We start from the raw sequence: 12691 nt of genomic DNA on the forward strand, positions 1-12691 counted from the left end.
CCGCCGACGACGCCACCGCCGCGGCGGCGAGCGCGGCGGCGCAGTCGGGCGGCGCGATGGCCGCGGTGATGGCGGCCGGGATGAGCGCACCGCTCGCGATGGCGCTCGCCACCCGGCTCCGCCCACGGCTGTTCACCCCCGCGGAGCGCACCCACGCCCCGACGGCGTCCGCGCTCGGCGCGCTGTTCGTCACCGAGGGCGCGATCCCGTACGCGGTGTCCGACCCGATCCGCGTCCTCCCGGCCGCGGTGCTCGGCTCGGCGGCGGCCGGTGCGCTCGCCCTCGGCACGCACACGACGCTCGACGCACCGCACGGCGGCCTCCTCGCGGTGTTCACCGCGGGGCACGCGGTGGCGTTCCTCGCAGCGGTGGCACTGGGCACGCTGCTCTCCGCCGCCGCAGTGATCGTCGCGAAAAGTGTGACGGGCGACAAACAGGCCACCCTGGTCGTCGGGGGGCGCACCCCGACGGCCGAACCCGGGGGCGCAGTGTGAGAAGCACCCATCGTCTGCGACCGAGAAGGGACGTTCGTGGCTAACCGGACGACAGCGCTGACAGCGGCCACCGTGCGAGGCGCCTGGATCGTCTGGCTCGTCGGTCTCGCCACCTACTTCGTGGCTGTCTTCCACCGCTCCTCGCTCGCCGTAGCCGGACTCGTCGCCACCGAACGATTCGACATCAGCGCTGCCCAGCTCGCGACGTTCACGATGCTCCAGCTGCTGGTCTACGCGGCGATGCAGGTTCCGGTCGGGCTGCTCGTCGACCGGTTCGGCTCGCGCGCGGTCCTGCTCACCGGCACGCTGATCCTGACCGTGGCCCAGGCCGGGTTCGCGCTCGCGGAGTCCTACGGCGCGGCGCTGGCCGCCCGGCTGTTCGTCGGCATCGGCGACGCGATGACGTTCATCTGCGTCCTCCGCCTCGTCAACGCCTGGTTCGCGCCCCGACGGGTGCCGGTAGTGACCCAGCTGACCGGCGTCATCGGGCAGTTGGGCGCGATCGCGTCTGCGGTACCGATGACGTGGGCGCTGAGCACACTCGGGTGGACCTGGGCGTACGGACTCGCGGCGTCGCTGGGCCTGGTGGCGGCGCTCGCGGCGCTGATCGTGCTGCACGACCAACCCGGAACCCGGACGCTGCGCGGGCCGGCGCTGTCGTACTCCGCGATCCGCGCCAGCCTGGCTTCGTCGTGGCAGCAGCCCGGCACCCGGCTCGGGTTCTGGGTGCACTTCACGACGCAGTTCAGCCAGACGATCTTCGCGCTGCTCTGGGGTTACCCGTTCCTGGTCGAGGGCGAGGGTCTGTCACCGAACGCCGCCTCGATGCTGCTCACGCTGATGGTGCTGTCGCTGATCGCGGCCGGCCCGGTGATGGGATGGTTCACCGCGCGCCATCCGTGGCAGCGTTCGACGCTCGCGCTGACGATCGTCGGTGCGATCGCGATCGCGTGGACGGTCGTGCTGGCGTGGCCGGGGCGCGCGCCGCTGGCGGTGCTGGTCGTGCTGGTGATGGTGATCGGGCTCGGCGGCCCGGGTTCGGTGATCGGGTTCGACCTCGGCCGGACGTCGAATCCACCGGCGCGGCTGGCCAGCGCGACCGGGATCATCAACCAGGCCGGGTTCGTGGCGAGCCTGACCGTCGTCGTCGCGATCGGGGCGATCCTCGACTGGCGCAGCGGCGGCGGTCCGGGGGCGGACTACACGCCGGACGCGTTCCGCTGGGCGATGTCGTTCCAGTACGTGCTCTGGGCGCTCGGCGCGACGCAAATCTTCCGATACCGCCGCAAGGGACGTGCCCACGCCCTCCTGCACGGCCTGCCCAGAACGACGCTGCCGCGCGAGCGCGCCTCCTCATGACCCGCAGGCTCAAGGTCCCCACGTCGGCGCGCTCGGGCGGCAGCCCCGCCCCGGGCAGGCTCCACCGCCGTTGAAAGGCATCGCCGCTACGCGGCGAGCGCGAGGGTGGCGTAGCGGCCTTCGCGGGCGAGCAGCTCGTCGTGGGATCCCGCCTCGACGATGCGGCCGTGGTCGAGCACCGCGATCCGATCGGCGTTGCGGACCGTGGACAGGCGGTGCGCGATCGTCACCGTGGTCCGCCCCTCGGCGAGCGCGTCGAACGCCTTCTGCACGGCCCGCTCGGTCGTGTTGTCCAGCGCACTCGTCGCCTCGTCCAGCACCAGCACGCGAGGGTCCCGCAGCAGCGTCCGCGCGATCGCGATCCGCTGCTTCTCGCCACCGGAGAACCGGTATCCGCGGGAGCCGACCATCGTGTCGTACCCGTCGGGCAGCGCGCTGATCAGGTCGTGGATCTGCGCCGCGCGAGCGGCGTCCTCGATCTCCGCGTCGGTGGCGTCCGGCTTCGCGTACCGGAGGTTCTCCCGGACGGTCGTGTGCAGCAGGTACGTCTCCTGCGAGACGACGCCGACGATCGACGACAGGTCGGTCAGCCGCAGGTCCCGCAGGTCGACGCCGTCCAGCGTCACGCGCCCGCCGGTGGGGTCGTAGAGGCGGGCGATCAGCGCGGCGATCGTGCTCTTCCCGGAGCCGGTCGCGCCGACCATCGCCAGCGTCGTCCCGGCCGGGACGTCCAGCGACACTCCCGCCACGGCGGCCACGTCGTTGCCCGGGTAGGTGAACGTCACGTCCTCGAAGCGCAAGTCACCGCGCACGTGCCCCAACGACACCGGGGAAACCGGGTCGTCGACCTCGACCGGCAGGTCCAGGTACTCGAAGATCCGGGCGAACAGCGCCAGGGACGCGGCGATCGACACGCCGGTGTTCAGCAGCGCGGTCAGCGGGCGGAACAGCGTCGACTGCAGGCCGGTGAAGGCCACGAGCGTGCCGATGCTCAGCGTCCCGGTGGTGCCGGGCAGCCCGGCGCTCAGGTAGATGACCGCGGGGATCGCGGCGAAGATGATGCTCATCGTGGCCATCCGCCAGCGTCCGGCGAGCTCCGAGCGCAGCTCCAGGTCGATCAGCCGGGACGACGACGCGGTGAAGCGCTCGACCAGCACGCCACCGGTGCCCATCGTCTTGCTCAACTGGGCACCGGAGACCGAGAGGCCTTCGTCGATCGTCACGTTCAGGTCGGCGAGTTCGCGCTGGCGCTGGGCGGTGATCACGCGGCGCATCTTCGCGACCCGCCGGGTCAGGTAGATCGCCGGCGGCAACACGACCAGCGACACCAGCGAGAGTCGCCAGGACAGCGCGGCCATCGCGGCGGCGGTGGCGATCACGGTCGTCAGGTTCGACGCGATCGACGTCGCGGTCGAGGTGACGACGGTCTGCATGCCGCCGATGTCGTTGGTGATGCGGGACTGCACCTCGCCGGTCCGCGTCCGGGTGAAGAACCCGATCGACTGACGCTGCAGGTGCGCGAAGACGTCGGTGCGCAGCCGGTGCATGACCTGCTGGCCGACGGTGGTGGAGATCCAGGTCTGGACCACGCCGAACGCGGACGTCACGGCGGCGACGGCGACCATGCCGATCACCAGCCAGACCAGGAGCCGGAGGTCCTGCTCGGGCAGCGCGACGTCGATGATCTCGCGGAGCAGGAACGGGGAGGCCAGCGACACGATCGACGAGGCCACGATGATCGCGGTCACGACGGCGAGTTGCCAGCGGTGGGCGGTGAAGAGGCGGGCGATCCGGCGCAGCGAGACGTTGCGCGCCTGGGCCTTCTCGGCCTCGGACAGTTTGCGGGGGCCGCCACGGCGGCCGTCGGTGGGTGGCGTCTCCAAGAACTACTCCTTCGATGCGATAGTACGAATAATGCTGAGGTTACCTCAACATGAGGGAACAACAGAACCCCCTGGTACCGTATTCCCGTGCCCGAGACACCGCGAGCCGACGTCGACGAGAGCCTGTCCGAGGCCTTCTGGGCGGTCGCCCGCCAGCTCCGGCACCTCACCCGCGAGTCGCTGGAGCCCTGGGAGATCACCCCTGGTCAGTCCCGCGCGCTCGGCGTGCTGATGCGGCACGGCGCGATGCGGCTCTCGGGACTCTCCGAGCACCTCCGGATCGCTCCGCGGTCGACCACCGAGGTCGTGGACGGCCTGGAGCAACGCGGCCTGGTCGAGCGTCAGCCCGACCCGAGCGACCGGCGCGCGACGCTCGTCGCAGTCACCGACCAGGGCCGGGAGGTCGGCCGCGCGATCAAGCACGCCCGCCGCGCCGAGAGCGAGAAGCTGTTCGGAGCGCTCTCCGCCGACGACCGGACGGAGCTGGCCCGCATCCTCGGACTACTCCGCAAATGACCACGCTGCTGCGTCGCGTCCGAATCGTGGCGGTGACCCGCCCGGCGTCGTCCGCCGAGCCCGTCGACGTCCGGATCGAGAACGGGCAGGTGACCGCGGCCGGGGACCTGTCGCCGGAGCCCGGGGAGCGGGTGCTCGCCGCCGACGGCCGCTGGTTGATCCCCGGCCTGTGGGACCAGCACGTGCACCTCCGGCAGTGGGCGCAGGCGCGGCTGCGCCTGGATCTGAGCGGCACCACTAGCCCTGGTGAGGTGATCGCCCGGGTACGCGACCGCCTCACCGACCGGCCCGCCGTCGTGGTCGGCGCCGGTTTTCGGCCCGCGACCTGGTCGGCCCAGCCGACAACCGCCGAGTTGGACGCCGTGACCGGCGCCGTTCCGACGATCCTGATCAGCGGTGACGTGCACGCCGGCTGGCTCAACTCGGCCGCACAGCGGTGGCTCGGAGTGCCCGCGCGCCCAGGAGTGCTCGACGAGAACGCGTGGTTCACGCTGCTGCCGCGGCTGGAAGAGCTGCTCGCCACCGACGTCGACCAGGCGTACCGGCTCGCGCTGGCCGACGCCGCGAGCCGGGGCGTCGTCGGCATCGTGGACCTGGAGTTCGAGGACGGTTACCGGGCCTGGCCGGAGCGGTTCGCGGCGGGCATCGACGCGGTGCGCGTCCGGACCGGGGTCTACGCCGACGGGCTCGAGGACGTGATCGCCGCCGGCCTGCGGACCGGCACCCCGCTGGACGCGTCGGGGCTGCTCACCATGGGTCCACTGAAGATCATCTCGGACGGGTCGCTGAACTCGCGGACCGCCCGGTGCTGCGAGCCGTATGCCGACGGCCGGTACGGCACCCAGAACTATCCGCTGGACGAGCTGATCCGACTGCTCGGGCGGGCGCACGAAGCCGGACTGCACACCGCACTCCACGCGATCGGCGACGCAGCACTGACCACCGCCGTGGACGCGTTCGAGGCGACCGGCGCGCGCGGCGGCATCGAGCACGTCCAGCTCGCCCGGCTCGAGGAGTTCGACCGGATGGCGCGGCTCGGCCTTCGCGCCAGCGTCCAGCCCGCTCACCTGCTCGACGACCGGGCGGTGACCGCGCAGGTCTAGCCGGATCGGGCCGACCGCTGTTTCGCGTTCCGGTCGATGCTGGACGCGGGAGTTCGGCTGGCGCTGGGCTCGGACGCGCCGGTCGCGCCGCTGGACCCGTGGCTGGCGATGGCCGCGGCGGTGCACCGCTCGGCCGACGGGTCGCCACCGTGGAATTCCCGCGAGGCGATCACCGCGGCCGAAGCGCTCGCGACGAGCGTCGACGAGCAGCCGACCGTCGGCGTCGGCAGCCGGGGTGATCTCGTCCTGCTCGACGCGAACCCGCTTCCGCCGGCCGAGGTGGCGGGCGTTTCCGCGGCGATCGCCGAGCACCTGCGGACGATGTGCGTGGCCGCGACGTTCGTCGCCGGCCGTCCGACGCACCTCGCACTCTGAGCACCGGCTGCTGTTGTTTCGCGCATTCCGGCGATCACCCTCCATCGCGGCGCGGGATCTGCTGAGCTGAGGGGTAGCGGCGCGTAGCGGAGCCCATCCCAGGAGTGTCGACGATGACCACCGAGGCGGAGCGCACCAGAGAACAACAGCAGCCGATTCCGGAACCGATCGTGGTCCGGCCCTGGCCGGTGCGGACGTCGTTCAAAGGCAGCGCGCTGGGCCGGCTCATCCGGACCACCGACGCCAAGCAGATCGGCATCCTGTACCTGGTCACGTCGTTCTTCTACTTCGCGGCCGCGGGCATCATGGCGCTGATGATGCGTGCCGAGCTGGCCCGGCCCGGACTGCAGTTCCTCTCCCCCGAGCAGTACAACCAGCTGTTCACGATGCACGGCTCGATCATGCTGCTGCTGTTCGGGACGCCGCTGGGCTTCGCGTTCGCGAACTTCCTGGTGCCGCTGCAGATCGGCGCGCCGGACGTCTCGTTCCCCCGGCTCAACGCGTTCGCGTACTGGGCGTTCGCGTTCGGCGGCCTGCTCGTGCTCGCCGGCTTCCTGACGCCCGGCGGCGCGGCGGACTTCGGCTGGTTCGCCTACGCGCCGCTGAACAACGAGATCAACTCGCCCGGGGCCGGTACGGACCTGTGGATCGTCGGCTTCGTCATCTCCGGTCTCGGCACGATCCTCGGCGCGGTCAACATCATCACGACGATCCTGACCATGCGCGCGCCCGGCATGACGATGTTCCGGATGCCGATCTTCACCTGGAACATGCTGGTCACCAGCCTTCTGGTGCTGATGGTCTTCCCGATCCTCGCCGCCGCGTTCCTCGCGTTACTCGCCGACCGCCACCTGGGCGGCCACGTCTACGACGCCGACACCGGCGGCCCGATCCTCTGGCAGCACCTGTTCTGGTTCTTCGGCCATCCAGAGGTCTACATCCTCGCGTTGCCGTTCTTCGGGATCATCACCGAGATCATCCCGGTGTTCAGCCGAAAACCCATCTTCGGCTACAAGGGACTAGTCGGCGCGACGATCGCGATCGCGGCACTGTCGATGACGGTCTGGGCCCACCACATGTTCGTCACCGGCGCGGTGCTGCTGCCGTTCTTCAGCTTCCTGTCGTACCTGATCGCGGTGCCGACCGGGATGAAGTTCTTCAACTGGATCGGCACGATGTGGAGGGGCCAAGTCACGCTCGAGACGCCGATGCTGTTCGCCATCGGCTTCCTCGTGACGTTCCTCTTCGGAGGCTTGACCGGCGTGCTGCTGGCCAGCCCACCGGTGGACTTCCACGTCTCGGACACGTACTTCGTCGTCGCGCACTTCCACTACGTACTGTTCGGGACGATCGTGTTCGCGGCCTTCGGCGGCATCTACTTCTGGTTCCCGAAGATGACCGGGCGGATGCTCGACGAGCGCCTCGGCAAGCTGCACTTCTGGCTGACGTTCATCGGCTTCCACACCACGTTCCTGGTGCAGCACTGGCTCGGTAACGAGGGCATGCCCCGCCGGTACGCCGACTACCTGCCGACCGACGGGTTCACGGTCCTCAACACGATCTCGACGATCGGCGCGTTCATCCTCGGCATCTCCGCACTGCCGATCATGTGGAACATCTGGAAGTCCTACAAGCTGGGCCGGGTCGTGAACGTCGACGACCCGTGGGGCTTCGGTGGTTCGCTGGAGTGGGCGACGTCCTGCCCGCCGCCGCGGCACAACTTCGTCAAGCTGCCCCGGATCCGCTCCGAGCGTCCGGCGTTCGACGCCGCGTACCCGCACCTCGCGCCGTGGTCACAGGAGGTGAAGAAGCCCCAACAGCCAACGATCAGCTCTTAGGCGTTGCGGGTGGCGGCCTCGGTCTCGAGGCCGAGTTCCTCGACGGCGGTCTCGCGCATCTCCACCTTGCGGATCTTGCCGGTGACCGTCATCGGGAAGCTGTCGACGAGCTTCACGTAGCGCGGGATCTTGAAGTGCGCGAGCTTCCCGGTGCAGAACGCCCGCAGCGACTCCGCGGTCAGCGGCTCGGCTCCTGGGCGCAGCCGGACCCACGCCATCAGCTCCTCGCCGTACCGGGCGTCCGGCACACCGATCACCTGCGCGTCGACGACGTCCGGGTGGGTGTAGAGGAACTCCTCCACCTCCCGCGGGTACACGTTCTCCCCACCCCGGATCACCATGTCCTTGATCCGCCCGACGATGTTGACGTAGCCGTCGGCGTCCATCGTCGCGAGGTCGCCGGTGTGCATCCAGCCGGCGGCGTCCAGCACCTCGGCGGTCTTCTCCGGCTCGTCCCAGTACCCGCGCATCACCGAGTACCCCCGGGTGCAGAACTCGCCGGTCTCCCCGCGCGGCACGACCCGGCCGGTCACCGGGTCGACGATCTTGATCTCCAGGTGCGGGTGGACCCGGCCGACGGTCGCGGTACGGCGGTCCAGGCTGTCGTCCGCGCCGGTCTGGGTGGAGACCGGCGACGTCTCGGTCATGCCGTAGCAGATCGTCACCTCGGTCATCCCCATCTCGGCGACCACCCGCTTCATCACCTCCACCGGGCACGGTGAGCCGGCCATGATGCCGGTGCGGAGGCTGGAGAGGTCGTAGTCGGCGAAGTCCGGCAGCCCCAGCTCGGCGATGAACATCGTCGGGACGCCGTAGAGCGAGGTGCAGCGCTCGTCCTGGACGGCCCGGAGCGTCGCCGCCGGGTCGAAGGCAGGCGCCGGGATCACCATCGTCGCGCCGTGTGACGTCGCGCCGAGGTTGCCCATGCCCATGCCGAAGCAGTGGTAGTACGGCACCGGGATGCAGACCCGGTCGGCCTCGGTGTAGCCGCAGCCCTCCCCCACGAAGAACCCGTTGTTCAGCAGGTTGTGGTGGGTGAGCGTCGCGCCCTTCGGGAAGCCGGTGGTGCCCGAGGTGTACTGGATGTTCACCGGGTCGTCGGCGTCCAGCTCGGTGGCGCGCTGCCGCAGCCGCGCCGGGTCGGCGGCGCGCCCGGCGGCCAGCATCGCGTCCCACTCGGGATCACCGAGGAAGAGGGTCGTGGTGAGGTCCGGGCACTCGTCCCGCACCTCGTCGACCATCCTGCGGTAGTCGCTGGTCTTGAAGGCCGGCGCCGCGATCAGCACCGAGATGCCAGCCTGCTTCAGGACGAACGCCAACTCGTGGGTGCGGTACGCCGGGTTGATGTTGACCAGGATCGCGCCGAGCTTGGCGGTGCCGTACTGGACGAAGACCCACTCGGCGCAGTTCGGCGCCCAGATCCCGACCCGGTCACCGTTCGCGACGCCGAGCGCGTCCAGGCCGAGCGCGCAGGCGTCCACCTCGGCGACCAACTCCGGATACGTGAACCGGCGGCCGGTCGCGCACTCGACCAGCGCCTCGTGCGCACCGACCCGGGCCGCGACGCGGTCGAGGTTGGCGCCGATCGTGTCGCCGAGCAGCGGAACTGCGGACGTGCCACTGCTGTAGGACGGTAAGCCTGGCATCGATGCCTCCCGGTGAGCGGCGTCACAGCTCTCCGGCGACTCTGTCACCGCGCGACCGAGGGCGCCAGCGGAACCGGCGCCGACCGAACCCGGACGCGCCGACACGCCCGGGCGACGACTGACGCCTTTCCGACAATGACGCCCGCCGGGCGCGGCTCGCTGCATTTGTTGTTCGCGAACAATTCAGTCGCCGCTCGATCAGAAAACGCGAATTCAGCGACCGAAAGTAATCGTGCGCCCCGGACGAACTTCGTCTGCTTTATAGGTGACCTGGTCGATCGTCATTCCCTTGGCCGCGACGAGAGTAATCGTGTCGCCGGTGTTGCCCAACGCGAGAGCGCCGCCGAGCGTCGCCTGGATCACTCCTCCGGCGGCGAGCGTGCCGCTCAGCTCGTACCGCCCGCCTGCGGTGTCCACCAGCGCCCAGCCGTCCAGCGCGACCGCGGCGGAGGAGACGTTCAGCAGCGTCACCGACTCGTGGCCCCGGTCGGTGCCGAGTGGGTTCGGCAGCGCCGCGACGATCAGCACGTCGCCCGGCACGCCGTGCTGCGGGCCGGTCGGCACCCCGGGCAGAGCCGGGTCGGGGCTGATCACGAAGTCCTCGGGCCATGCGGTCAGCTGCACCTGAGCGCCGCCGGCGGTGACGACGTCGTGCAGGTTGCTCCGCTCGACGGTGGAGAGCAGCAGGACCTCGTCGTCGCGGTTGACCGGGTCGGCGCGCAGCCAGGCGTCGAACCCGTCGAAGCTGGTGGCGCCGGTCGCCAGGTACGGCACCAGCCGGCGGAACAGCTTCGGCCAGATCACCAGCGTCTCGAGGGCGGCCAGGTCGGCGACGGTCGCCGCCGCGTTCGGGTCCGCCGTGGACCTCGCCCACAGTCCCCTCGACGCGGCCCGCGCCGCCCGCGACGTCGCTGCGAGGTGCGTGCGTAACTCCGCGGGCAGGGTCGCGTAGAACGCCGGGTAGGCGAGGCCGGCGGCGAGCAGCCGGGCGTTCACCGACTGGTCGAGCTGCGGCGTCTCCAGGAACAGCACGGCGCCGTCCACCGGGCCGGCGTCCCCGGCGTAGACGAACCCGACCAGCCGCCCGTTCGCGTCGACGCCGTTGGAGAGCACGTGCCCCCGCACCGTGTCCTGGTCGGCGGAGCGCACCTTGTTGGGCTGGTCCGGGAAGAACTCGACGTTCGTGAAGCCGAGCGTCGCCAGCAGCACGTTTCGCGCTCCTTCGGCGCCCGCGAGCTCCTGGCGCACCTCGCCGAAGTGGGTCTCCAGCGCGTCGATCGCCTCCAGGCGCACCGAGACGCCACGGGCGCCGAGGTCGGGCGCGCGGCCGGAGAAGCGGGGCAGGGTTTCGACCAGGGCCGGGCTGTCCGGCCGGAACTTGACCGTGTCGCCGTCCGGCTCCGGACCCTGTTGCGGGAGGTCGGGATAACGAATAACAAATGAACCCTTGAGCAACGTGTAGCTCACGAACGACTCCGTTCACGTCATGATTCCGTCAGCGCCGAGCACTTCCTCGAATAAGGCGGAATCCGGTAGGGTCTTCGACGGTCGTACCGCGACCTACGCCCATGCTGCGTCAGGATGACGAATTCCAGAAAGCGCATCGACCACTATTCCGTGCGGAGGCCGAACCCCCTGCTGCACTCGGACACCGGCGATCACGGACGCAGCAGGCAAATCAGTGGTCACGCCGGGCACTACGTCCTACCGTCAGCCGTTGTCCCAGGTAACGGCGGTTATCACGATGGCCGCCCCGATGAATTGAAGGTAGTATCTCCACATGGAGACAATGCCTCCGGTTGTTGCCCGTTCCCCACTGTCCGCAGTGGCCGACCTTCCGCAGTACGAACTGGACCTTGCGCCGACCATCGGTGTCCTGACCCGCCGGGCCCAGCGCGACGCCGACCGTGATCGCGCCCGCATCCTGGAGACAGCCCGCGAGGTGTTCGCGGTCTACGGGCTCGACGTCACGCTCGACGACATCGCGCGCTTCGGCGGCCTGAGCGTCCGCACCGTCCGGCGCGCGTTCCCGACCCGCGAACTCCTGGTCGAGACGCTGTTCGACCAGGCGCTCACCGACCTCGCGTCGGCCGCCGAGGAAGCCGCCGAGCACCCCGATCCGCTGCTGGGCTTCCTCGGATTCCTCAGCGAGTCGGCGCAGGTGCAGGAGCGCAACTCCGGGCTCCGCATGCTGCTGCAGGGCGAGTCGACCGCCCCGCGCGCCGTCGAGACCGCCCGCACCCGCCTGCTCCCCGGCCTGACCCGGCTGGTCGAGCGCGCCCGGGAATCCGGTGTCGTCCCGGCGGAGATGCAACCGACCGACCTGCCCGCACTGCAGTTCGTACTGGGCAACATGACCGAGTACGCGGAGAACGTCGAACCCGAGCTGTGGCAGCGCTACCTGGCGATACTGCTCGACGGTCTGCAGACGACCGCCGCCGGGTGCGGTCTCGACGCGCTGCCCGGTGGACGGCTCGCGCTGGACTGACGCGCCGGTACGACCACGGTCGTACTGCGAGATACCGCGCTAGGACCACGCGGATGCGTGCGTCGCCCCCGTAACGTCTGGTCTGTCAACTGATTCGTCAGTGACCCGGAAGACCGACGGACGACGGGGAGCACCGTGGGGACGGTACTGATCGGCATCGCACTCGCGCTGCTGTCGTCCGTGGCCTACGCCGGTGCGGCCGTCGTCCAGGAACGACTTGCCGAGCTCCCGGTCCGGCGGCTGGCCCGCCACCCGCGGTGGTGGATCGCGACCGCGCTCAACGGCGTCGCGGCGCTGCTGCACCTGGCCGCGCTCCGAGCGGGTCCGCTCTCGTTGATCCAGGCGCTGGGCGTCCTGACGCTTCCGCTCGCTGTGCCGTTGGCGGCGGTGACCTGGCGTCGACGGGTATCGGGCACCGAGTGGAACGGCATCGCGTTCACGCTGGCCGGCCTGGTGGGTTTGGTGCTGCTGATCGGGCCCGCCGGCACCGGCGTCGCGCTGACGCTGCCGGAGCTGGTGGTGCTCCTGGTGGTGGTCTGCGCCGTACTGGCCGGGCTGGAGGGCGCGAGCCGGATGCCGCGCGCGTCGGTGCTCTGGACCGCGGCGGCGGCCGGCGTCGCGTTCGGTATCTCGTCGGCGATCAGCCAGACGATCACCGTGCGCATCTCCAACGACGGGCTGGCCGCGGTCACCACGCCGCTCGTGGTGACCGCCGGACTGGCCGTCGCGGTGCTCACCGTGGCGGGGCTGCTGCTCACCCAGCGGTCGTACCGGGACGGATTGGGCGCGCCACTGGCCGTCAGCACGATCGCGAATCCGGTCGCGGCGGCCATCGTCGGCATCTCGCTGCTCGGCGACCGCATCACCGGCGGTTACCCGGGGGCGGCGCTCGCGGCGGCCTGCGCGGCCGGTGCTGCGATCGGCGTCACGTTGCTCGCCGGCGCGGCCCAGGACGGCCGCACGCGCGCCGGGTCGCCGGTCACCGCCGC

8 protein-coding genes and 2 pseudogenes are annotated in these 12691 nt (G+C 70.5%); 7 read left to right on the plus strand and 3 right to left on the minus strand.

Annotated features, from left to right (window positions below; all coding sequences use genetic code 11):
• Together ABEB28_RS40070 and ABEB28_RS40075 are read left to right on the plus strand one after the other, a co-directional pair.
• Nucleotides 1-494, plus strand: a pseudogene (locus tag ABEB28_RS40070) (PTS fructose transporter subunit IIC); the annotation flags it as partial.
• 36 nt (nucleotides 495-530) lie between these two features.
• Complete coding sequence (locus ABEB28_RS40075) at nucleotides 531-1853, plus strand: MFS transporter (protein ID WP_345733545.1); 1323 nt, start codon at nucleotides 531-533, stop codon at nucleotides 1851-1853.
• Between the two features lie 86 nt (nucleotides 1854-1939).
• Here the strand turns inward: ABEB28_RS40075 and ABEB28_RS40080 are convergent, their stop codons facing one another.
• On the minus strand, nucleotides 1940-3736 hold the full coding sequence (locus ABEB28_RS40080; protein WP_345733546.1) for an ABC transporter ATP-binding protein: 1797 nt from the start codon (nucleotides 3734-3736) through the stop codon (nucleotides 1940-1942).
• Between the two features lie 87 nt (nucleotides 3737-3823).
• Between ABEB28_RS40080 and ABEB28_RS40085 the strand changes: the two genes are divergently transcribed.
• The 3 genes and pseudogenes from ABEB28_RS40085 (at nucleotide 3824) to ctaD (ending at nucleotide 7568) form a co-directional block, all read left to right on the plus strand.
• On the plus strand, nucleotides 3824-4252 hold the full coding sequence (locus ABEB28_RS40085; protein WP_345733547.1) for a MarR family winged helix-turn-helix transcriptional regulator: 429 nt from the start codon (nucleotides 3824-3826) through the stop codon (nucleotides 4250-4252).
• A pseudogene (locus ABEB28_RS40090) lies at nucleotides 4249-5730 on the plus strand (amidohydrolase). The gene ABEB28_RS40085 and the pseudogene ABEB28_RS40090 overlap by 4 nt, the downstream one beginning before the upstream one ends.
• Nucleotides 5731-5843: 113 nt before the next feature.
• Complete coding sequence (ctaD, locus tag ABEB28_RS40095; protein ID WP_345733548.1) at nucleotides 5844-7568, plus strand: aa3-type cytochrome oxidase subunit I; 1725 nt, start codon at nucleotides 5844-5846, stop codon at nucleotides 7566-7568.
• Here the strand turns inward: ctaD and ABEB28_RS40100 are convergent.
• Together ABEB28_RS40100 and ABEB28_RS40105 are read right to left on the minus strand one after the other, a co-directional pair.
• Nucleotides 7565-9214: an AMP-binding protein gene (locus ABEB28_RS40100; RefSeq protein WP_345733549.1), complete on the minus strand. Its 1650-nt coding sequence runs from the start codon at nucleotides 9212-9214 to the stop codon at nucleotides 7565-7567. The genes ctaD and ABEB28_RS40100 overlap by 4 nt on opposite strands.
• A 213-nt stretch (nucleotides 9215-9427) precedes the next feature.
• Nucleotides 9428-10681, minus strand: coding sequence for a lamin tail domain-containing protein (locus ABEB28_RS40105; protein ID WP_345733550.1), 1254 nt, complete (start codon nucleotides 10679-10681; stop codon nucleotides 9428-9430).
• Nucleotides 10682-10994: 313 nt separating this feature from the next.
• On the opposite strand from ABEB28_RS40105, the gene ABEB28_RS40110 reads away from it, so the two are divergent.
• Together ABEB28_RS40110 and ABEB28_RS40115 are read left to right on the plus strand one after the other, a co-directional pair.
• A complete protein-coding gene (locus ABEB28_RS40110) occupies nucleotides 10995-11702 on the plus strand; it encodes a TetR/AcrR family transcriptional regulator (RefSeq protein ID WP_345733551.1) in 708 nt (235 codons plus the stop codon).
• A gap of 135 nt (nucleotides 11703-11837) precedes the next feature.
• Nucleotides 11838-12691 (plus strand): DMT family transporter (locus tag ABEB28_RS40115; RefSeq protein WP_345733552.1); only part of this gene is annotated, 854 nt, incomplete at its 3' end.

The sequence above is a fragment of the Cryptosporangium minutisporangium genome, assembly GCF_039536245.1.
Classification (GTDB): domain Bacteria; phylum Actinomycetota; class Actinomycetes; order Mycobacteriales; family Cryptosporangiaceae; genus Cryptosporangium; species Cryptosporangium minutisporangium.